This is a genomic window from Pectobacterium sp. 1950-15 (assembly GCF_037136835.1).
Taxonomy (GTDB): Bacteria; Pseudomonadota; Gammaproteobacteria; order Enterobacterales; family Enterobacteriaceae; genus Pectobacterium.
The window spans coordinates 140,027-161,555 of the sequence record NZ_JBBBQR010000004.1; the positions used below are offsets into that span (position 1 = coordinate 140,027).

Genomic DNA, 21,529 nt, shown 5'->3' on the forward strand with positions numbered 1-21,529 from the left:
CAAGAAGAAAGGGAGCTAAGGCTCCCTTATCGGTAATGCTTATGCTTTCCAGCAGATCAGGCAGTAGTGTTTTTTACCGCGACGCAGCAAGGTGTAGCGATCGAACAGACGGTCAGAAGCACTGAAGGTGTACTCAGGATCGGCCTGTTTTTCGCCGTTAATCGTTACCGCATTCGAGGAGATCATCGTACGAGCCTGGCCGCGTGACGGCACCAGCTCGGCACTCACCAGCGCCTGTTGCAAATCAGCGCCGTTTTCCAGTTCAATAATCGGCATACCATCCTGCGCCAGTTGGGCAAAATCGTCCTGCGTCATATCCTGCAACGCGCCAGAGAACAGGCTTTGCGTAATACGACGAGCGGCTTCCAGGCCCGCTTCGCCATGCACCATACGGGTCACTTCTTCCGCCAGAACATACTGAGCACGTGGAGCTTTGCCGCTGTTTTTGTCTTCTTCTTCCAGCGCGTCGATGTCTTCGAGGCTCATAAACGTGAAGAATTTCAGGAAGCGGTACACATCGGCATCCGCCGTGTTGATCCAGAACTGGTAGAATTTGTAAGGGCTGGTCTTGCTGGCATCCAGCCAGATCGCGCCACCTTCCGTTTTACCGAATTTCGTTCCGTCAGATTTGGTGATCAGCGGCACAGTCAAACCGTAAACCTGTTTCTGGTTCATACGGCGCGTCAAATCGATACCGGAGGTGATGTTACCCCACTGGTCAGAACCACCGATTTGCAGTTCGACGTCATGCTGCTTGTTCAGCGAGGCAAAGTCATATCCCTGCAGCAGGTTGTAAGAAAATTCGGTGAACGAAATACCGACGTCATCACGGTTTAAACGCTGTTTGACGGCTTCTTTGTTAATCATCTGATTAACGGAGAAATGTTTGCCGATGTCACGCAGGAAATCCAGCACGTTCATACTGCCGAACCAATCGTAGTTATTGGCCGCGATGGCACTGTTTTTACCGCAGTCAAAATCCAGGAATGGAGACACCTGACGACGGATCTTCTCGACCCATTCACCCACGGTGTCAGCCGTGTTCAGCTTACGCTCCGTGGCTTTAAAGCTAGGGTCACCGATCAACCCCGTGGCGCCGCCTACCAGTGCCACCGGTTTGTGGCCGGCCAACTGGAAGCGTTTCAGGCAGAGCAGCGGCACCAGATGCCCCAAATGCAAGCTGTCAGCGGTGGGATCAAAGCCGCAATACAGTGCAATTGGCCCTTGCGCCAGCCGCTCTGCTAACGCACCCTCATCCGTCACCTGGGCAATCAAGCCCCGCTCTTGCAATTGTTTAATCAGGTTACTACTCGCCATCGATAACTCCATTTTTATAAAAAACAGGCTGTTACGCCCCTTATTTAGGGCACGTACAACGCCGTGAGAAATGCGCAGCATACCTGCCTGCTGTCGCATGATGATTTCGCTGTCGTATTACCTTACGCAACACGCTATAAACGCCATATCGCTGTGCAATGCCCAGTCAACACGAAACTTCATAGGATAAAGTGCTGATGATAGGAGCGCCAGCGTTTAACACGGATATTTCGCGATTAAGGCGCTAAACGATCAATCTGCCAGCCTTCTTCCTGCCGCTGATAGAAAAATCGATCGTGCAAGCGGTGCTCACCGCCCTGCCAAAATTCAACAGAGTCGATAACAACGCGGAAGCCCCCCCAGAAGCTCGGCAAAGGCACCTCGCCATTCTGGAATTTTTGCTTCAATTCCAAAAATTTGCTTTCCAGTACGCCGCGCGCTGAAATCCGGCTGGACTGCTTGGATACCCACGCGCCAATCTGGCTGTCTTTCGGGCGGCTGTGGAAATATTTCAGTACCTCAAGCGCAGGGAGCTTCTCCACCCGTCCCAAAACCATCACCTGTCGTTCCAGAATATGCCAAGGGAACAACAGGCTAATGCGTGGGTTATTTTCCAGATGATGGGCTTTGCGGCTGCCCATATTGGTATAAAACACCATGCCTTTCTCATCATAGTGCTTCAGCAAAACGATACGCTGGTATGGTTGCCCGTGCTCATCAACGGTCGCGACGGACATCGCGGTAGGATCCACTAGTTTCGCGTCGCAGGCCTGCTTCAACCAGCGTTCAAATAAATCCAGCGGGTTAGCCGGAAGATCGCTACGACGAAGCCCACCACGCGTGTATTCACGGCGGATGTCGGCGATATCGGCGTGTTGAAGAGGAGTACTATCAGAGGGGGAACGTTCCTGAGTCATAATGTCCTGCTGTCGCAATGTCGGGCCAGAAGCGGGCGAAAATCCCATTTTGCTCCCGTACCCGAAAAATCGCAATCAGCAGTAACACCGCGACCGTGCGACGTAGTTACATCGGTGCCAACACACAGTCGTCTACGATAACCCGTTCACCACGTTGGATAAATGCGCGATCGCCTTTGCTCCAGAATGTGTAGGTGCCATTGCTGTATCGGACGCCAGAAGCGGACACCACCTGAGGGAGAGCCAGACGTTCGCCGTCCAGCAGGAAACTCACCTGCGAAGGCGTTTCGCCGCCCTGCTGTAATGTCACAGTGAGCGGTAAGGTGCCACATTGATAATGCAGCGTTTCCACCGTTTGTTTATGACCAAAATAGCTGCATCCGCTCAGCAGAATCAGCGCTGTCCCCGTCAGCAATCGTTTCATTCTTTTCTCCTGTCATTCTTGTCAATGGCGACAACTGACGCTGCCGCACCTTGAAGTTTAACAAGAGGATAAACCTGAACCTCTCGGCAAAATCTGATTAATCCGCGTTGACTGGATAAATCGCGCCTAACACCGTTTCCTGACTTGCTCCCGTAACAGACGGCAGATTGCCCGACAGTCCCGACAGCGTGCGTGAAGCCAGCCAGGCGAATGCCAGCGCTTCCATATCATCACCACTCACGCCACATTCATCCGTCGTGCTGACTTCGATACCCGGCAGCAGCGCCGAGAGACGTGACATGATGAGCGGATTGCGCGCCCCGCCGCCACAAACCAGTAAACGTTCGCATCCGCCGACCAGCAGCACCTGTTCTGCGATGCTCATCGCGGTTAACTCAGCCAGCGTTGCCTGAACATCCTGCGGTGCCATCGGCGGCAGGCCAGCCAGCATTCTTTCCAACCAACCCAGGTTGAAATATTCACGTCCGGTGCTTTTTGGCGCCCGTAACGCAAAATAAGGATCGGTCAACATCCGACGAAGTAATAACGGGTTAACCTGCCCGCTCATCGCCCACGCGGCGTCTTTATCATACGGTTGTGCGCAGTGCCGCCAGATCCAGGCATCCAGCAACATATTGCCGGGGCCAGTGTCGTAACCGCGTACGGGCGCACCCGGTACCAACAGCGACAGATTGGCGATCCCCCCAACGTTGAGCACGATACGCCGTTCGACAGGATGTAACAGCAACGCATGGTGGAACGATGGCACCAGCGGCGCGCCTTGCCCGCCATAAGCCAAATCCCGGCGACGAAAATCCCCTACGGTCGTAATACCCGTCAATGCGGCGACACGATTATTATCACCGATCTGCAACGTGCAGGGCGCCTCACCCGTGGGCTCATGCCAGACAGTCTGCCCGTGGCAGCCAATCGCTGTAATATCCTGAGCCCCCAATTCCGTCTCTTTAAGCAGCGCCAGTACCGCTTCGGCAAACAAGATACCCAGACGCGTATCCAACTGCCCCAGCGCCGACAGCGTCACCGCCTGTCCCTGACACATCCCCAGGATGGCCATTTTGATGTCCTGCGGGATCGGGTGACAGTAGCTGGCCTGCTGAGCAACCGTATGTTCGTCAATCGCGGCTAGCACAACATCCACACCATCCAGACTGGTGCCGGACATTACGCCAATATATCTGCCTGATCTCATTATCTAGCCTTTGCCCCTGTGGGATAAAAAGAGAACACCGATAACAACCGTTACATCGAGAATAAAAGTAGCACGTTAACACGCTGAATTATTAAATTTTTTGCGTTTTTGCCACACGGGCTAGGTTTTAACCAAATGAGGGTTTTTGATAATATTTGCTACAAAAAAAGCCACTTCTCGTGCTATTTACTCCTCTGTTTATACGCAATTTAAGCGCACTATTATATTCTGAAAAAAAGAGTAAAAAGAGTGGCATGCTACACTTAGCCAGACCATAATTTATTGGTATAACACTGCGTCGGCCGCGGCTGTGCCAGCCCGACATATTCGCGATTAAGGAGTTTGTATATGATGAAGCGTTTACTTGTGGTTACCCTTGCAGGTATCACGCTGGCTGGTTGTGCTAATACCAGTACACTTTCAGGTGATGTTTACAGTGCGTCTGAAGCTAAACAGGTGCAGACCGTGACCTACGGTACAATTGTTTCCACGCGCCCGGTTCAGATTCAGGCGGGAGAAGATTCCAACGTGATCGGCGCGCTCGGCGGTGCTGTTCTGGGTGGTTTCCTGGGTAACACTATCGGCGGCGGTTCCGGTCGTAGTCTGGCAACAGCAGCGGGCGCAGTAGCCGGCGGTGTAGCAGGTCAAAGCGCCACAGGCGCACTGAACCGCACGCAAGGCGTAGAACTGGAAATTCGTCGTGATGACGGCAGTACCATTATGGTGGTACAGAAACAAGGCGATACGAAATTCAGCGTAGGTCAACGCGTTGCTATGGCCAGCAACGGCCGCAATATCACCGTTTCCCCACGGTGATGCTGTGTGACGCTCGCCACGGTCTGTGGCGAGCGTCACAACGAATAATCAATTCCCGGAATGAATAACCAATAACAGATACTGGTAATATTACCGGGATTTAATTCTCCCTCTGCGTAACCCAAATTTAGCTACGCTTGATTTTCATGTAATGCCAATATATTTTTCTCAAGGCGCGCAACCAGCAGCGCTAATTCATCAACCTGCTCCGGCGTAATTCCAAATAATACTTCATTACGTGTATGACTAATTACGCCATTGACTGCCTGTATGATCGGCTCTGCTGATTCGGTCAGCATAATACGTTTTGCCCGACGATCGTGCGCACAAACATGGCGAGTGATTAACCCTTTCTCCTCAAGCTGATCCAGCGTTCGGACTAATGAGGGTTGCTCAATGCCTATCGCTTTGGCCAATTGAATCTGCGATTGACCAGGGGGTAAATGGTATATGTTATGCAGCGTAACCCAATGCGTCTGGGTCAGCTCAAGTGGTTTTAATCGATGATCGACCAGCGCACGCCACACGCGCACCAGACGGGCTAAATCAGATCCTAATGGCAATTCCATCACCTCTCCTTATTGTTAGCACGCTAAGTTATATCCCTGGATTGCAATCAACTCTGATTTATAAAATAAGAAACGACTTTATTGTTGTAAAAATAGAACCATCAAAGAATAGATTCTATCAAATAAAAGTCTTTTAAAAATGATCTCGGGCTTATTTTATTCAATCGAACGCTCCTGCGTTGCTTAAACAAAATTCCACGTAAATAGATCATCTAAGACAAGATGACTTAAAACAACGATGGCTGACGGGATTCTGCTGGCGTATCGGTTTTCTCTGAACGCTGTGAGCGTTTCATTCTCTGCCGACACAAACGCAGTACATCCTGTTTCTGCGCATCACTCATTTGGCCCCAACTAAAGCGCTCATGACGACTGCGAAAGCAACCGCGACAATACCCGCCTTCATCCGCCTGACAAATACCACGGCATGGATTAGGGACAACAAAGAGTTCAAGTTGCTCTGGCACAACACCTCCCGCTACAACTCTATTTATTGAAGCCCTGTTCTTTACCGCTGGCAAGCCCAAACGGACAGTCACAATGAAAATAATTAGGTAACCATTGTAATAACTGACGATTTTTTTTACACGCCAGGCGGTCTAAAAATGACCCAACGCGCTATTTACCCCTCCTGTTAGTACGTTTTAACACAAACCTCACCATAGTGTCGCATTTTTAGCATCATCCCAACAGCTTGGACTCGACAGAGCCACAACGCTATACTTCCCTTTTGTTGCACTTTTTAACGAGGACACTATGCGTTTACTTCACACCATGCTGCGTGTTGGCGATTTACAACGTTCTATCGATTTCTATACTCAGGTTCTGGGAATGCGCGTGCTGCGCACCAGCGAGAATACCGAATACAAATACACGCTGGCTTTTGTCGGTTATACCGAAGAGAGCGAAGGTGCAGTTATCGAACTGACCTACAACTGGGGCGTCGACAGCTATGATCTGGGCAACGCCTATGGTCACATCGCACTGGGCGTCGACGATGTTGCCGCAACCTGTGAGCGTATCCGCAAAGCGGGTGGCAATGTCACGCGCGAAGCTGGCCCGGTCAAAGGCGGCACAACCGTCATCGCGTTCATTGAAGATCCAGACGGCTATAAAATCGAACTGATCGAAAACGCCCACGCGGGTAACGGCATCGGCCACTAATCTCTGGTCATTCCACAGGTGCTGCATCGGCACCTGTTCTCTCCCTTTCTTCTGCCACCTCCGCCGTTTGAACGGCAACAGCATGCTGCATCTCCAGTCAAAATTTGCAATAATGCGCGCTGCGTTTTGCTAACAACTAAGAGACAAATGGCTGATAAAAGTGATCTGAACGCCCTGAGCGGCCGTTTTCGTGGGTTTTACCCGGTAGTGATTGATGTTGAAACCGCCGGATTTAATGCGAAAACCGATGCCTTGCTGGAAGTTGCGGCGGTAACATTAAAAATGGATCAAGACGGTTGGTTACAGCCAGATGAAACGCTACATTTTCATGTTGAACCATTCGAAGGCGCGATCCTCGAACCCGCCGCGCTGGCGTTTAACGGCATTGATCCCACCAACCCGCTGCGCGGCGCCGTGAGCGAATACGATGCGCTGCATGAAATTTTCAAAGTCGTGCGTAAAGGGATCAAGGATCAAGGCTGCAACCGCGCCATTATCGTGGCGCATAATGCCACCTTCGATCACAGTTTCATGATGGCGGCAGCGGAGCGCTGTAGCCTAAAACGCAACCCATTCCACCCTTTCGCCACCTTCGATACCGCGGCACTCAGCGGGCTGGTGTTAGGCCAAACCGTCCTTGCTAAAGCCTGTATTACTGCGGGTATTGCGTTTGACTCCAGCCAGGCACACTCCGCGCTGTATGATACCAATCAGACAGCATTGCTGTTCTGTGAGCTGGTTAACCGCTGGAAACGTCTGGGTGGGTGGCCGATTGCGCTGGAAGAAAATTCGCTGGAAGACGCGTCAGCTGAAGACTGAAAAAACGGGAAAGCCAGAGATCAAAAAACGGGTGCCATAAGGCACCCGCTGGAAGGATTTACGCTCGCATCGTAACAACATTTGGCATCGTCATTACGTCAAAAGAAAGCATTACTCTTGATCGGCCTGCTGCGCTTTGTATTTGTCGGCCGTTTCTTTGATCAGCGGTTGCAGTTCGCCACGCTGAAACATTTCAACCACGATATCACAACCGCCAATCAGCTCACCGTCAACCCACAGCTGCGGGAATGTCGGCCAGTTCGCGTATTTTGGCAGCTCAGCGCGAATATCCGGGTTCTGTAAAATATCAACATACGCAAAACGCTCGCCGCATGCAGACAACGCCTGAACCGTTTGTGCGGAAAAACCGCAGCTTGGCAATTTCGGGGAGCCTTTCATGTACAGCAGAATCGGGTTTTCAGCAATTTGGCGCTGAATTTTTTCAATTGTCGGTGTCGTCATCTTCTTGCTTCCTTAAATCTTATAGGATGGCTAACGCCCAAAACGCTAGCCATGAGCCGCCGTCAGAGATACTACGACAGCGACATTGACTCAGTGATATTGTACCGATGCCACTAGCCACAAAAAAACGCCATTTTTTGTAAGGGTATTTTCCCTGCAAGTTATTCGCCCTTGATGAAATCAACACCAGAAAGCGTTGATAAATCAATCAAAAAAACAACTATTAACGTTTTTTCACTATTCTGTATGAATAAAGCGGCCATGCCCACTTTTTTATGCCGCCGTTTTCAGGAATACTGTGCGGATTGAGCGAGTTAAGGATTATGTTCGGTCACTTTTATTATGCGCTTGTTTATTACTCTTTTTATATTATTTTTCAGCAATCTATCCCTGAATGTCGTTCAGGCTGCGCCGCATACCCCGCATTCAGCGCCGAAGAAAAGCACCGCTGAAGAAACCAATAAGAAAAGCCGTCAGACAAAGGGTAATGCCAAATCACCAACACCGATCAAAAGCAAAAAACCAGAACCTACCGCAGCTAGCACCAAAACCAAACCCCGCAGCGCGAACAAATCAACAGAAAAAAAGCCGTCCCGGACGCAAAGTAGCACGCCCGCGCTAGTGAAAAAAAATCTCAAAAAGCTGAAGCCTGAAGAAGATAAACAGACAACGGCACAGGCCAGAGTCAAAACCGGGCTGAAGAAAACCGCGCTCAAGGGAAAAACGGATAAAAATCCAGCGCCCACTGAAAAAGGAATGGCACTGAGCGCAGCGCATAAAAAACGTTATCAACATGCCAAAACGACAGCAATGAATAAGCTGATGAGCCAAATAGGCAAGCCTTACCACTGGGGCGGCTCATCTCCTTTTACCGGATTCGACTGCAGTGGACTGGTCTATTATGCGTATAAAGATGTCGTTAAGATCCAAATTCCACGCACTGCTAACGAAATGTATCACCTACGTGATGCCGCTCCGATTAAAAAGAGCGAACTGGAAAGCGGCGATCTGGTGTTCTTCCGCATCAATAATCGTGGCGCGGCCGATCACGTCGGGGTTTATCTGGGAGAAGGGAAATTTATCCAGTCTCCGCGTACAGGTTCAGATATTCGAATCAGCAAGCTGAGTGAAGATTATTGGCAGGAACACTACGTTGGCGCGCGTCGCGTGGTCACACCGCAGACAATTCGTTAAAAGACAGGTTGTACGTAGTAAAGAAAAACGATGTGAAGAACAGCGACTCGGACACGTTTATGCAGCATAAACGTGTCCGAATACCTCACCGGTGCAAAGACACCGTTCGGTTAGTTCAGCACCGCAATAAAACTAAACGCGATGATGACAGCCAACGAGCCAACGGTTGTCAGCAAAGACATCTTCAGATCTGTATCCATAAACCACTCCTTATTAGCGAATAAATTTAGCTGAAAATTTCACCTGAAAGCGTCATCTGAAAAAAGACACCGCCATTCACAGCCGAACCCATTTAGGCAATTAAATCTACAAATAATAGGGTTATTACGATTCTTTCATAATTCCAGTGAAAAATCTCGGACGAATGCATCACTAATAGTATAAATTAGCCCTTTCCCTTTCATGATAAATCGGACACAATCCGCTGTTTATGAAAGCGCTGCGTATCAGTCGAAAAACGTCAACCCAGATCCCTTCGGTATAACATTCGGCATTCTCCTTCTGAAATCCTGTTTTTTAGCTTAGAAGAAGAACATTAAACGTAGGCAAACGATTAACAATATACTTACGTCTGTAACAGGTAAGTTCAGGAGTCATTTTTAGATGGCAACGATTAAAGATGTGGCAAAGCGTGCTGGCGTTTCTACCACAACCGTATCGCACGTGATCAATAAAACACGTTTCGTCGCCGAAGAGACTAAGGCAGCCGTCAGGGCGGCAATCAAAGAGTTGCACTATTCGCCCAGCGCCGTCGCCCGCAGCCTCAAAGTTAATCACACCAAATCAATCGGTTTGCTGGCCACATCCAGCGAAGCCCCCTATTTCGCTGAGATCATCGAAGCCGTCGAAAACAGCTGCTATGCCAAAGGCTACACGCTGGTACTGTGTAATTCGCATAACGACATCGGTAAACAGCGCGCTTATCTCTCCATGCTGGCGCAAAAACGCGTCGACGGCCTGCTGGTAATGTGCGCCGAATATCCACCTGAGCTGTTGGCTATGCTGGAAGATTATCGCAGCATCCCAATGGTCGTGATGGACTGGGGCCAGATGCACAGCGATTTTACCGATACGATTATCGATAACGCCTTTGAAGGCGGTTATATGGCAGGCCGCTACCTGATCGAACGCGGCCATCGGGATATTGGTGCCATTCCCGGTATTCAAGAACGTAACACCGGCAGCGGACGCTACCTCGGCTTTTTAAAAGCGCTGAAAGAAGCCGATATCACCGTGCGTGAAGAGTGGGTTGTTCAGGGCGATTTTGAGCCGGAATCCGGTTATAAAGCCATGCATCAAATTCTCGCGCAGAAACAGCGGCCAACGGCCGTATTCTGCGGTGGCGACATTATGGCGATGGGCGCCATCTGTGCGGCAGACGAACTGGGTCTGCGCGTGCCGCAAGATATTTCGGTGATCGGTTATGACAATGTGCGCCACGCGCGTTTCTTTACGCCTGCGTTGACCACCATCCATCAGCCGAAAGAGCGTCTGGGGCAGTCCGCCTTTGCGATGTTGCTGGATCGTATTACCAGTAAGCGGGAAGATGCGCACGTCATCGAAGTACACCCGACGCTGATTGAGCGCCGCTCGGTCGCAGACGGCCCTTACCTCGACTATCGCCGCTAGCCACAAATTCTGTACAGACAATTTTCTTATTCCTGTCTGCTTTCCCTCCCTGCTTCAGCCAATTCCCTTGTATGCTGGCTGAAGTAGTTCTAAATTTAATACCGCGTTTCATTTTCTCTGGTGATAGTCGATACGTCGGCTGCGATAAGTGCTGTCCAGTATGTTTTACGATACTTTTACATAAAGTTAAGGAGACATGATGGGTTTACCTTATACAGAAGAATGGGATGACGATATCGCGCCCTGGTTCCACATCGTGCAAGACATGTTGGATGCAGCGGATATCACCATCAACGGCCCCCGCCCTTTTGACATCCGCGTGACCCATCCCGATTTTTTTAAACGCGTTATGCGCGAGGGATCGCTGGGACTGGGAGAAAGTTACATGGATAGCTGGTGGGAGTGTGAACGGCTGGATATGTTTTCCCATCGCGTCCTGCGGGCGGGGCTGGAGGCTAAATTACCCCGTCGCCTGCACGATCTCACGAGGGTCGCCCTCTCCCGCGTCACGAATTTGCAATCCCGCAGGCGTGCTCAGGTTGTCGGTAAAGCCCATTACGACTTAGGTAATGACCTCTTTACCCTGATGCTGGATCCTTATATGCAATATTCCTGCGCTTATTGGAAACAGGCACAAACGCTGGAACAGGCGCAGGAAGATAAACTCGCCATGATCTGCGAAAAGCTCCAGCTCACATCGGAGATGACGCTGCTGGATATCGGCTGCGGCTGGGGTGGGCTTGCCGAGTTCGCGGCGCGTCACTACGGCGTTTCGGTTTATGGCATCACCATTTCCAAAGAGCAGCAAGTGCTGGCACAGCAGCGCTGTCAGAATCTGAACGTCACCATTGAACGACAGGATTACCGCGATCTCGATCGGCAATTTGACCGCGTGGTATCGGTTGGCATGTTTGAACACGTCGGGCCGCGCAACTATGACCGCTATTTTCGCGTCGTACGGCGTAACCTAAAGCCTAACGGGCTGTTTCTGCTACATACCATCGGGGCCAATAAGACCGATCCGCATGTCGATCCCTGGATTCATAAATACATCTTCCCCAACGGCTGCATCCCCTCCATACAGCACATTGCGAAGGCGAGTGAGCCTTACATGGTGATGGAGGACTGGCACAATTTCGGGGCCGATTACGATCGCACATTAATGGCGTGGCATACGCGCTTTCAGCAAAGCTGGCCACAGCTTTCTACACGCTACCCTGTCCGTTTCCGCCGGATGTTCAGCTACTATCTCAACCTTTGTGCCGGCGCTTTCAGAGCAAGAACGCTCCAGCTCTGGCAAGTCGTGTTCAGCCTGAATGGGATCGAGGGTGGATTACGCGTTTCACGCTGACAGAAAAGAAAAACCGGACGAGGCTATTCGTCCGGTTTACAAGTACAGGCAACGCGAAAACTACTCTTCTTTGCCCAGGTCACTCGCCTGCTTACTCGCCAACACGCGCTCGACCGTATCCACTACGGCCTGTGTCTGCGGATCGATTTCAATATTGATGCGATTGCCCAGACGTTTCTGCCCTAGCGTAGTGCGGTTCAGCGTTTCGGGAATTAAATGTACGCAGAAACGTCCGCGGGTCACTTCCCCTACCGTCAGGCTGATGCCATCAATCCCGACGAAGCCTTTATGCAGCACGTATTTCATCAGCGCTTCGTCTGCCAGACGGAACCAAATCTGATGGTTATTCTCTGAAACCTGAATCTTCACCACTTCCGCCGTACACATGATGTGGCCCGACATGACGTGTCCACCAATCTCGTCACCGAATTTCGCGGCACGTTCAATATTCACAACATCGCCTTCATGAATATCGCCCAGATTCGTTAGTCGCAGCGTTTCTTTCATGAGATCGAAGCTGACACGATCGCCATCAATGGCAGTTACTGTCAGGCAACAGCCGTTGTGCGCCACCGAGGCACCGGGCACAAGTCCAGGCAGCAGGTCAGGCGGGAGTTGGACAACGTGCGTGCGGAAATTGGATTTTTCTTCAATCGACACCACCGGCGCGGTGCCCTGAACAATACCGGTAAACATGCGGTTTGCCTCTTAAAAACAAAGAAATGACGTTGTGCAGTGTGCCCGATATTCCGCGGAAAACCAAACCGGAATACGGTGCGTCAGACATTATCGAAACCGCAGCGTAACAAAAAGAATATATTCTCTTTCAAGCTGGTTTACTTTTATTAAGTCGTTACAATAACGTTCTCGTTTTATTCTTGACGTTTTTCATATCCAGACTATTCATCCCGCTAGCAAAATTAAGTCATTCAAGGAAGGTATCCGTGCAACAGTATCTGACAGAAGCGCGTAAATTATCGGCGCTTGCTGTTCCTGTCATTATTGCGCAAGTGTCTCAAACGTCGATGGGTGTCGTTGACACCATCATGGCAGGCGCTTATAGCGCCACCGATATGGCCGCTGTCGCCGTAGGGACCTCTATCTGGCTACCCGCCATTCTTTTTGGTCACGGTCTGCTGTTGGCGCTGACGCCCGTTGTCGCACAGCTCAACGGTTCCGGCCGACGCGATCGCATCTCGCATCAGGTGCGACAATCCTTTTTCCTGGCCGCCATTATTTCTGTATTTACGATGCTGGCGCTGTATCAGGGGGAATATGCTATCAATCTGATGAGCGACGATTCACCTGAACTGGCCGCGAAGGCGATTGGCTACCTGCATGCGCTGCTGTGGGGCGTACCTGGCTATTTGTTCTATCAGGTTTTGCGCTGCCAGTGCGAAGGGTTGTCCAAAACCTACCCCGGCATGATGATTGGATTCATCGGGTTATTAATCAATATCCCGATCAACTATATCTTTATCCACGGTAAATTTGGCATGCCCGAACTGGGCGGCGTAGGCTGCGGCGTCGCGACCGCGTCAGTTTACTGGATCATGATGCTGTTGATGATGTTCTATACCCGACACGCTTCCTGGCTACGCGATATCCGCCGGCATCGTCCTACATTCCGCCCGGATTTTTCCGTATTAAAGCGTTTGTTTGGTCTTGGTTTACCTATCGCACTGGCACTGCTTTTCGAGGTCACCTTGTTTGCCGTGGTGGCACTGTTGGTATTACCGCTAGGCGTCGTCGATGTGGCTGGTCACCAGATTGCCCTGAACTTCAGTTCGCTGATGTTCGTCCTTCCGCTCTCGGTTGGCGTTGCCACCACCATTCGAGTCGGGCATCGCTTAGGCGAAGGTTCAGTTGAGAACGCCCGCATTGCCGCCCATACCGGCATTATGGCCGGCGTGGCCTTAGCCAGCTGTACAGCCATTTTCACCACGCTGCTGCGCGAGCCTATCGCCCTGCTCTACAATCAGGATCCGCTGGTGGTGGCAATGGCTTCTCAGCTCATGCTGTTGGCTGCCGTTTATCAAATCTCCGATGCCGTTCAGGCCATCGGCAGTGGCGTATTGCGCGGCTATAAAGATACCCGGTCAATTTTCTATATTACGTTCACCGCGTACTGGGTGCTGGGGTTACCGAGCGGCTACCTGCTGGCGTTGACGGATATCATCGTGCCACGCATGGGGCCTGCGGGTTTCTGGTGTGGCTTCATCATTGGCCTGACAGCAGCGGCAGTGATGATGGTGACGCGGATCCGTTTTCTTCAGCGTCAGCCTGCTGCACAGATTTTAGCGCGGGCCGCTCGCTAGATAACATTTTACCCTGCGTTATACCCTGTGGCGTGAGGCGGTATCGTCGAAAAAAGCGACGGAATGGATACAACCCCAGCAATCGCGCTGGCAAGAGCACAAAATTGCATTTTTCCTCTTGCCAGCTTTCCCCTCGCTCGCTACTATTCGCCTCGCTGTCAGACAGGCAGCCCGGTATCTCAATGCGTTCATAGCTCAGTTGGTTAGAGCACCACCTTGACATGGTGGGGGTCGTTGGTTCGAGTCCAATTGAACGCACCATTATCTCGCTTCTCCATGTATTCTTCTTTTTTATCTTCTCTTGTGTTTGGTTCAAACTACAATATTCTCCGTAGCGACTATCACCCAATTAGCATTGTCGTCTTGTTCACAGGTCAGAGGCTATTTATTCCTCCAACCTGAGTGTTCAGCATGGGTGATTAACGAATCCGCTCATTGATGAATCAAACGACAGGCACCGTTATTCCGTTAGCGGTTCGATCACCACCACGCACTGCCCAGCGCGCACGGATGCACCGGGCTGACAGCGAATATCCCGCACCGTGCCACGCTGTGGCGACACAATCGGGATTTCCATTTTCATGGATTCAAGAATCATCAGCGTTTCTCCCTCGGCTACCGTCTTGCCGATTTCCGTCGTCACCTGCCAGAGATTACCGGAAATCGGGCTTTCTACGCCGACCTGTCCCGGCAGGATCGGCGCGTCGTCCGTCTCCTCAATCACCACGTCGACGCTATCCGTCACCGATTGACCGGCAATACGCCAGCGCTCGCGCTCCGCCTCAAACGCTGCCCGCTGACGCACGCGGAATGCCTCGATGCCCTCCGCTTCCCGTGACAGAAAATCCTGATAGGCGCTTAACGCCAATTCGCTTTGCTCAATCCGCAGCGGATAACGCCCGAGCGGGAAATCCCGTCGGATAGATAACAATTCGTCGGCCGACACCGGATAGAAGCGAATTTGGTCAAAGAAGCGTAGCAGCCACGGTTTACCGTCAAACGCGTCAACACCGCGGTAGCGATCCCACATTTGCAGCGTACGTCCGACAAACTGGTAGCCTCCTGGCCCTTCCATACCGTAAACGCACAAGTACGCGCCGCCGATACCCACCGAGTTTTCCGCCGTCCAGGTGCGCGCCGGATTATATTTGGTGGTGACTAACCGATGGCGCGGATCCAGCGGCGTTGCCACCGGTGCACCGAGATAAACATCACCCAGCCCCATCACCAGATAACTGGCGTCAAAAACCGTGCGGTAAACCTCATCGAGATTATCCAGCTCGTTAATACGCCGGATAAATTCAAGATTGCTCGGGCACCAGGGCGCATCGCTGCGTACCGTGGTCATGTATTTTTGGATCGCCAGTTGGCAAGCGGGATCGTCCCAGGATAGCGGCAGATAAACCACCCGCGACGGCACGGTCAGGTTCTGTTGGGTGCAAACGTCCTGCCATAGCGTGGACAGCACGTCCAGCAGGTGCGACAGCGAAAGCGCCTCAGGGCGATAATGTACCTGCAACGAGCGGATACCCGGCGTCACGTCAACGATGCCATCGAGCGTCAGTTGTTCCAGCGCCAGCATCAGCGCATGGACGCGGAAACGCAGCGCGACATCCAGTTCCGCCGCCCCCACTTCCAGCAGTAAATGGGTATCACCGGACAGCCGTGCAACCAAGCGTTTATCCGCGTCACCGGTATCCAACACCACCGGGGAAATCAGTGCGGCAGGCGACCAGTCGACTGCGATCGGGGCAAGCTGATCCACCTCCGCCTGACGTGCCAGCGCCAGCGCGCGCGCCGTGGGGAGATCGACAGGAATAAAGCGTACGCGGTCACCGGCGTTGAGCTGCCCCAGCGCCCACAGATCGGCCTCAATCACCGTCACCGGGCAAACGAAGCCTCCCAGACTCGGGCCATCCGGCCCCAGAATCACCGGCATATCGCCGGTGAAATCCACCGCGCCAATAGCATACGGGTTATCGTGAATATTCGACGGGTGCAACCCTGCCTCTCCGCCGCTGTCGCGCACCCACTCCGGTTTTGGCCCAATCAGGCGAACGCCCGTGCGGCTGGAGTTAAAATGGACTTCCCACTCGGTGGTAAGGAACGTTTCCATATAGGCAGGCGTGAAATAGTCCGGTGCCGCATGCGGGCCGTAAATCACACGCAGTTCGCGTACCGTAGACAACGCAGTACGCAACGCATCCGGCAGGCTGTCGCCGATACGTCGATCAGCCAACGGCGTGAGGTGCAATACATCGCCCACCCGCAGCGCTCTGCCCGCGTGACCACCAAATTGCCCCAGTGTGAAGGTGCTTTTACTGCCGAGATAATCCGGCACGTCGAGACCACCGCGCAGGCAAAGATAGCTGCGTACTCCCTGCGCATTCATCGCACCTAACCGCAGCGTGGCACCCGCCGGGATCGCAAATACGCTATCCATCAGGACAGGTTTGCCGTCTAATTCGATAGCGATAGCCGCACCGGTGACCGCCGCCACCGCATCCGTATTAAAACGCAACGTCGGCCCATTCATCGTGATCTCCAGCGCAGCCGTGCCCGCCGGATTCCCTACCAGACGGTTGCCTAAACGCAGTGCGCGATCGTCCATCGGCCCCGATGGCGGCACGCCGACCGCCCAGTACCCGAGGCGTCCGGGATAATCCTGTATGGTGGTCTGCGTTCCGGCGATCACCACTTCGCAGGTTGTCGCCTGATAGACCAGCGCATCCAGACAGCGCGTCCACGGCTGGCCGCTGGCAAACGGCTCTGCCGCCAAAATCTGACGCAGATAGTCACGGTTGTGTTCCACGCCGTAGAGTCGCGTGTCCGCCAGCGCCCGATCCAGCCCAGCCATCGCCTGCTCGCGGGTAGGTTCATAGGCGATAATCTTAGCCAGCATCGGGTCGAAAAATGGCGGGATCTCGCACCCGGCCGTCACCCAGGTATCGATACGCAGGCTCTGTCCTTCTGCGGCAGGAAACGCAACTTCCGTCAGTAACCCCGGCGACGGCTGGAACTGCTTGCCCGGATCTTCCGCGTACAGACGCGCCTGTATCGCATGCCCCTGCGGCTTCAATCCGGCAGACAGCTCGTGCAGCGGTGGTAAATCCCCCGCAGCCAGTTCGATCATCCAACGCACCAGATCCACGCCCCAGACCTGTTCCGTGACACCGTGTTCCACTTGCAGACGCGTATTCACTTCCAGAAAGTAAAAACGGTCCGTCGCGCTGTCATAAACGAATTCCACCGTTCCGGCACTGCGGTAATTCACCGCCTGCGCCAAACTGATCGCCGCCGCACACAGCGCATCGGCGACCCCGTCCGGCAGGTTGGGCGCGGGCGTTTCTTCAATCACTTTCTGGTTACGACGCTGTACCGAGCAGTCCCGAACGCCCAACGCCAGCACGCCGCCCTGCCCATCGCCAAAAATCTGTACCTCCAGATGCCGGGCGCGCTCGATATACTTTTCGATGAATACGCCTGCATCGCTGAAATTGTTCTGCCCAAGACGTTTTACCGTTTCAAACGCGTCGGACAACTCTGTCGCGCTATAACAGACGCGCATTCCGATCCCGCCACCACCTGCCGTGCTTTTAAGCATGACCGGGTAGCCGATTGCCGCCGCCGCACCGAGTGCCGCATCAATATTTTCCAGCAGCTCGGTGCCTTCCAGCAGCGGTACGTTGTGCTGTTTTGCCAGCGCGCGCGCCGTGTGCTTTAAACCAAATACCCGTAGCTGCTGCGGTGTCGGCCCGACAAAGGCGATCTGCGCCGCTTCGCAGGCTTCGGCAAACGCGGCATTCTCGGACAGAAAACCATAGCCGGGGTGAATGGCCTGCGCGCCGCTACGCCGAGCCGCAGAGAGAATTTTGTCTACATCCAGATAGGTGTGCGCCGCCGCGCCCTCGCCCAGGCTCATGGCTTCATCGGCGTCCTGAATATGCAGGCTACTGATATCGGCATCGGAATAGACCGCGACGCCACGGACGTTCATCTCGCGCAGCGAACGCAGAATACGGCACGCAATCGCGCCACGGTTGGCAATCAGAAGTTTGTCGAACATACGCTAGACTCATGCAAGGGCAGGTCGTCCCGCCAGAATGCGATCCGCATGATGGTCGTCCATCACGGTAACGGTCAAAGGATGTAGCGGCATGCTACCCCCGAAATCATCAGGTTTCGTCAGACGGAGAACGGCTCGTCGACGGCAGAAAATACCGGTTTGCCCTTGCCTCCAGCGCGCTCACCAGCCACATTTTCACCCGCTGCCAGCGCGTACGTTTTTCACCGCCGCGATCCGGCGTCAGTTCCATACCAGCACCTCCGCTGGCGTCGGGTTCCAACCGTTGCACGGATTATTCAACTGCGGACAGTTGGAAATCAGCACGATGACGTCCGTTTCGGCGCGCAGCTCCACGTATTTCCCCGGTGCAGAAATGCCGTCCTCGAAGGTCAGCCCGCCTTCTGCCGTCACCGGCACGTTCATAAAGAAATTGATGTTCGCGCCAATGTCCTTTTTATTCAGGCGGCCATCGTGCAGACAGGCGCAGAGAAAATTGTCGCGACAGCTATGCATGTAGCGTCGGTCGAGCGCATAGCGCACGGTGTTGCTCTCCTGCGCACAGGCACCACCCAGCGTGTCATGGCGACCGCAGGTGTCGGCGACAATGGTCAGCAGCGGGTTGCCAAGGTTGGAATACAGTACGCTGCCCGTCGTCAGGTAGACGCTATTCTGGCGACGCAGCGTGCGTTGCGGGTCGTAGCGTTCACGCGGATCATCGACGCGATAGAACAGCGTATCCACCGCCTGATTGCCTTCCAGATCCAGCAGCCGCAGCGTCTGCCCCTGCTTGACCTCAAACAGATAGGGTTCTCCGGCAGGGATCACATGGCGGAATACCGCGTCCTCGGCCGTTTTATTGCTGGCAATTAACGTCATGTCCGGCCTCCTTACAGGCAAAAGCGTTCGGTATTGTGAAACGCACGCGCATTTTCCTCACGGAACGCACGGCAGTACGCGGCAACATCCTCGCCTTCCGCTCGGCTCCAGGTGAGCGCAATCGGGCGCGGTGCATACGCTGGGTTAGGATCCATCGGGTGTTGCAAGGCGGTCAGCACCACCAGCGTATCCATCGGCGCATACAGCTCGATGTAGTCCCCCGCCTGAGAATGATTGGCGTGAAAATGAAATTGCCCCTGTCCATCCACGGTGACTTTGCTGAACAGGTTGATCGTCATCAGCAGATCTTGCAGATTGAGGTTCCATTTCCCCATCTCGACCAGCAGGTTATCCATGCCGTTACGAAAAAAGCCGTTGCGCCGTTCCTGATAGCGCCCCTGCCCGTATTTCTCCTGCACTTCCTGCGCATTGAGCACGCCGCCAAAGCTGTCGTGCCAACCGCACGTGTCGGCAATGATTGCTGCCAGCACGCGTCCCATATCGGAATAGAGGCAGTGCCCGACCGTCAGCCTGGCGGTATGTTGCCCTTTCAGGGTATCCGGCAGGTTCAAACGTTCACTGGTCTGGTGCGCGTTGAACAACAACAAGCCAACATTGCCGCCGCCTTCCACATCTTCGATACGCAGAATCTGTCCACGCTTGAGGATGAAAGAGGTATGTCCTCCGCCCGGCACTATTTCTTCATCAAACGTCGTTCGATCTGTCGACGTGTTTGTCGATGTCTGTATCGCTGTCATAACCGAAAGCTCCTTAAAGAGGGGATATCGCCGCACTGACGACAGGAGGCACCAGCGTAAGCGCACGCTGTCGCGTGGCGAGACGCTCCTGATTTAGCGGGATGTCATAGGTAATGCGTGCGCCATAGGCTTCCGGCGCATGCGGATCGACACGCACTTTGTCGAATACCAGCAAACGCGTACCGAGGTGGAAACCTTCCGGCAAATCGTGGGTGACCATAAAGACCGTTAAGCGGGTTTCCCGCCACAGCTCCAGCAGCAGCGTATGCATATCGCCGCGAATACCGGGATCCAGTGCCCCAAACGGTTCATCGAGCAGCAGGATGCGCGGCTGGACAATAAACGCCTGAGCAATGGCAAGCCGTTGCTGCATGCCGCCGGAAAGCTGGTTGGGGTATTTGTGCATCGCATGCCCAAGCCCGACGCGCGCCAGCATCCGCGCAGCGTCATTTCGCGCCGCCTGCTTGCGCGCCCCAAACAGCCTGCCGAACCAGGGGGAATGCGGAATCTCCAGCCCAATCACCACGTTTTCCAGCACGGTTAAATGTGGGAAAACCGAATAGCGTTGAAACACCACGCCGCGGCTGGCATCCGGTTCAGCGGGCAGCCGCTTCCCTTCGAGCCGCACTTCGCCACGGCTGGGCGTTTCCTGCCCCAGCAGCAGACGCAGAAAGGTGGATTTACCGCAGCCGGATGCGCCAACCATCGTGCAGAATTCCCCTTCCTCAACGTTCAGGTTGAGCCGTTCCAGCACGACGTGGTCGCCGTATTCCTGCCAGATGTTATCGATTTCGATAAAACTCATGCTTTGCTTTCCTCTGACCACGGGAACCAGCGGCGATGCAGCCAGCGCAGCGCCATATCCATGAGCCATGCCAGCAGTGTGATCCACACGACATACGGCAGAATCACATCCATCGCCAAATAGCGGCGAACCAGAAAGATGCGGTAGCCCAGCCCGGCCGTTGCTGAAATCGCTTCGGCAGAAATCAGAAATAGCCACGCCGCGCCCAGCAGCAGCCGCAGTGAAATCAGCAGTCGCGACAGCAGTTGCGGCAGAATGACGCGCAGTACCACAACCCAGCTGTTCGCCCCCAATGTCTGAGCTTTAATCAACGTTTCCTGTGGTATGTTGCGGGCACGCTGTTCGAGATCCCGCGCCAGCATCGGCGTAACGCCAATGACGATCAGCATCACTTTCGAGAGCTCATCCAGCCCGAAGACGATGAACAGGATGGGCAAAATCGCCAGCGGCGGGATCATCGACAGCACGGTCATCAGCGGCGAGAGCGACGCGCGGAACAGCGGAAAGGCTCCTGCCGCAACCCCGAACAGCAGGCTCAACAGGCTGGCGATCCCCAGCCCCAGCGCAAGACGCACCAGACTGGCCTGCGTATCCAACCAGAACAGGTAATCACCACTGCGTTTGTCCTCGGTCAATGCCATGCGCTGCATCGCCTCGGCCATTTGCCCGAGACTCGGCAGGAGTTTGTCATTCGGGTTAGCTTCCAGCCGCAGCGCCGACCCGATGAGGTACAGCACCAGCAGCGCGACAAACGGCAGCAGAACCAGCAACAGCCGTCCGCCCCGACTGGGGGAGCGATTGATCAAGCGCACGGTAGTCTCTCCAGTCTGTGGG

The 21,529-nt window shown here is 53.6% G+C and carries 22 protein-coding genes and 1 tRNA gene; 8 read left to right on the plus strand and 15 right to left on the minus strand.

Annotation, left to right across the window (positions count from 1 at the left end):
• Nucleotides 1–39: 39 nt before the first annotated feature.
• The 4 genes from tyrS to anmK form a co-directional block, all read right to left on the minus strand.
• Complete coding sequence (gene tyrS, locus WCT94_RS06385) at nucleotides 40–1,317, minus strand: tyrosine--tRNA ligase (RefSeq protein WP_336868622.1); 1,278 nt, start codon at nucleotides 1,315–1,317, stop codon at nucleotides 40–42.
• A gap of 236 nt (nucleotides 1,318–1,553) precedes the next feature.
• Nucleotides 1,554–2,234, minus strand: coding sequence for a pyridoxamine 5'-phosphate oxidase (gene pdxH, locus WCT94_RS06390; RefSeq protein ID WP_336868856.1), 681 nt, complete (start codon nucleotides 2,232–2,234; stop codon nucleotides 1,554–1,556).
• A gap of 106 nt (nucleotides 2,235–2,340) precedes the next feature.
• Nucleotides 2,341–2,658 (minus strand): MliC family protein, encoded by a 318-nt coding sequence (locus WCT94_RS06395; RefSeq protein WP_336868624.1) that lies wholly within the window; start codon nucleotides 2,656–2,658, stop codon nucleotides 2,341–2,343.
• Nucleotides 2,659–2,755: 97 nt separating this feature from the next.
• Nucleotides 2,756–3,868 carry an anhydro-N-acetylmuramic acid kinase gene (anmK, locus tag WCT94_RS06400; protein WP_336868625.1) on the minus strand — a complete coding sequence of 371 codons (1,113 nt, stop codon included), beginning with the start codon at nucleotides 3,866–3,868 and terminating at the stop codon, nucleotides 2,756–2,758.
• Nucleotides 3,869–4,216: 348 nt separating this feature from the next.
• Here anmK and WCT94_RS06405 point away from each other — a divergent pair, with 348 nt between their 5' ends.
• Complete coding sequence (locus tag WCT94_RS06405; RefSeq protein ID WP_336868627.1) at nucleotides 4,217–4,684, plus strand: glycine zipper 2TM domain-containing protein; 468 nt, start codon at nucleotides 4,217–4,219, stop codon at nucleotides 4,682–4,684.
• A 131-nt stretch (nucleotides 4,685–4,815) separates the two neighbouring features.
• On the opposite strand, the gene slyA is transcribed toward WCT94_RS06405, so the two are convergent.
• On the minus strand, nucleotides 4,816–5,253 hold the full coding sequence (slyA, locus tag WCT94_RS06410; protein WP_015840595.1) for a transcriptional regulator SlyA: 438 nt from the start codon (nucleotides 5,251–5,253) through the stop codon (nucleotides 4,816–4,818).
• Nucleotides 5,254–5,480: 227 nt separating this feature from the next.
• Entirely contained in the window at nucleotides 5,481–5,720 is a 240-nt protein-coding gene (locus WCT94_RS06415; RefSeq protein WP_180742738.1) for a DUF1289 domain-containing protein, read from the minus strand.
• A gap of 289 nt (nucleotides 5,721–6,009) precedes the next feature.
• Between WCT94_RS06415 and gloA the strand changes: the two genes are divergently transcribed.
• Both gloA and rnt read left to right on the plus strand, forming a co-directional pair.
• Complete coding sequence (gene gloA / locus WCT94_RS06420) at nucleotides 6,010–6,417, plus strand: lactoylglutathione lyase (RefSeq protein ID WP_180742737.1); 408 nt, start codon at nucleotides 6,010–6,012, stop codon at nucleotides 6,415–6,417.
• 147 nt (nucleotides 6,418–6,564) lie between these two features.
• Nucleotides 6,565–7,236 (plus strand): ribonuclease T, encoded by a 672-nt coding sequence (gene rnt, locus WCT94_RS06425; protein WP_319848008.1) that lies wholly within the window; start codon nucleotides 6,565–6,567, stop codon nucleotides 7,234–7,236.
• A 111-nt stretch (nucleotides 7,237–7,347) separates the two neighbouring features.
• Here the strand turns inward: rnt and WCT94_RS06430 are convergent, their stop codons facing one another.
• On the minus strand, nucleotides 7,348–7,698 hold the full coding sequence (locus tag WCT94_RS06430; protein WP_010276591.1) for a Grx4 family monothiol glutaredoxin: 351 nt from the start codon (nucleotides 7,696–7,698) through the stop codon (nucleotides 7,348–7,350).
• Nucleotides 7,699–8,040: 342 nt separating this feature from the next.
• On the opposite strand from WCT94_RS06430, the gene WCT94_RS06435 reads away from it, so the two are divergent.
• A complete protein-coding gene (locus WCT94_RS06435) occupies nucleotides 8,041–8,892 on the plus strand; it encodes a C40 family peptidase (RefSeq protein WP_336868629.1) in 852 nt (283 codons plus the stop codon).
• Between the two features lie 110 nt (nucleotides 8,893–9,002).
• On the opposite strand, the gene cydH is transcribed toward WCT94_RS06435, so the two are convergent.
• On the minus strand, nucleotides 9,003–9,092 hold the full coding sequence (gene cydH / locus WCT94_RS06440) for a cytochrome bd-I oxidase subunit CydH (RefSeq protein ID WP_014915740.1): 90 nt from the start codon (nucleotides 9,090–9,092) through the stop codon (nucleotides 9,003–9,005).
• Between the two features lie 403 nt (nucleotides 9,093–9,495).
• Here cydH and purR point away from each other — a divergent pair, with 403 nt between their 5' ends.
• Together purR and cfa are read left to right on the plus strand one after the other, a co-directional pair.
• Complete coding sequence (gene purR, locus WCT94_RS06445) at nucleotides 9,496–10,521, plus strand: HTH-type transcriptional repressor PurR (protein ID WP_225084921.1); 1,026 nt, start codon at nucleotides 9,496–9,498, stop codon at nucleotides 10,519–10,521.
• 199 nt (nucleotides 10,522–10,720) lie between these two features.
• Nucleotides 10,721–11,872 carry a cyclopropane fatty acyl phospholipid synthase gene (gene cfa, locus WCT94_RS06450; RefSeq protein ID WP_336868631.1) on the plus strand — a complete coding sequence of 384 codons (1,152 nt, stop codon included), beginning with the start codon at nucleotides 10,721–10,723 and terminating at the stop codon, nucleotides 11,870–11,872.
• 60 nt (nucleotides 11,873–11,932) lie between these two features.
• Here the strand turns inward: cfa and WCT94_RS06455 are convergent, their stop codons facing one another.
• Entirely contained in the window at nucleotides 11,933–12,568 is a 636-nt protein-coding gene (locus tag WCT94_RS06455; RefSeq protein WP_193407583.1) for a riboflavin synthase subunit alpha, read from the minus strand.
• A gap of 248 nt (nucleotides 12,569–12,816) precedes the next feature.
• Between WCT94_RS06455 and WCT94_RS06460 the strand changes: the two genes are divergently transcribed.
• Both WCT94_RS06460 and WCT94_RS06465 read left to right on the plus strand, forming a co-directional pair.
• On the plus strand, nucleotides 12,817–14,190 hold the full coding sequence (locus WCT94_RS06460; protein ID WP_336868633.1) for an MATE family efflux transporter: 1,374 nt from the start codon (nucleotides 12,817–12,819) through the stop codon (nucleotides 14,188–14,190).
• 184 nt (nucleotides 14,191–14,374) lie between these two features.
• Nucleotides 14,375–14,451, plus strand: a tRNA-Val gene (locus WCT94_RS06465).
• A gap of 199 nt (nucleotides 14,452–14,650) precedes the next feature.
• On the opposite strand, the gene uca is transcribed toward WCT94_RS06465, so the two are convergent.
• The 6 genes from uca to WCT94_RS06495 form a co-directional block, all read right to left on the minus strand.
• Nucleotides 14,651–18,256, minus strand: coding sequence for an urea carboxylase (uca, locus tag WCT94_RS06470; RefSeq protein WP_336868635.1), 3,606 nt, complete (start codon nucleotides 18,254–18,256; stop codon nucleotides 14,651–14,653).
• A gap of 109 nt (nucleotides 18,257–18,365) precedes the next feature.
• A complete protein-coding gene (locus WCT94_RS06475) occupies nucleotides 18,366–18,506 on the minus strand; it encodes a hypothetical protein (RefSeq protein ID WP_336868636.1) in 141 nt (46 codons plus the stop codon).
• Nucleotides 18,497–19,132, minus strand: coding sequence for an urea amidolyase associated protein UAAP2 (locus WCT94_RS06480; protein WP_336868638.1), 636 nt, complete (start codon nucleotides 19,130–19,132; stop codon nucleotides 18,497–18,499). Before WCT94_RS06480 ends, WCT94_RS06475 begins: the two co-directional genes overlap by 10 nt.
• 11 nt (nucleotides 19,133–19,143) lie before the next feature.
• Nucleotides 19,144–19,890: an urea amidolyase associated protein UAAP1 gene (locus WCT94_RS06485; RefSeq protein ID WP_336868639.1), complete on the minus strand. Its 747-nt coding sequence runs from the start codon at nucleotides 19,888–19,890 to the stop codon at nucleotides 19,144–19,146.
• 13 nt (nucleotides 19,891–19,903) lie between these two features.
• A complete protein-coding gene (locus WCT94_RS06490; protein ID WP_336868640.1) occupies nucleotides 19,904–20,695 on the minus strand; it encodes an ABC transporter ATP-binding protein in 792 nt (263 codons plus the stop codon).
• Nucleotides 20,692–21,507 carry an ABC transporter permease gene (locus WCT94_RS06495; protein WP_336868641.1) on the minus strand — a complete coding sequence of 272 codons (816 nt, stop codon included), beginning with the start codon at nucleotides 21,505–21,507 and terminating at the stop codon, nucleotides 20,692–20,694. The genes WCT94_RS06490 and WCT94_RS06495 overlap by 4 nt, the downstream gene beginning before the upstream one ends.
• Nucleotides 21,508–21,529 lie beyond the last annotated feature (22 nt).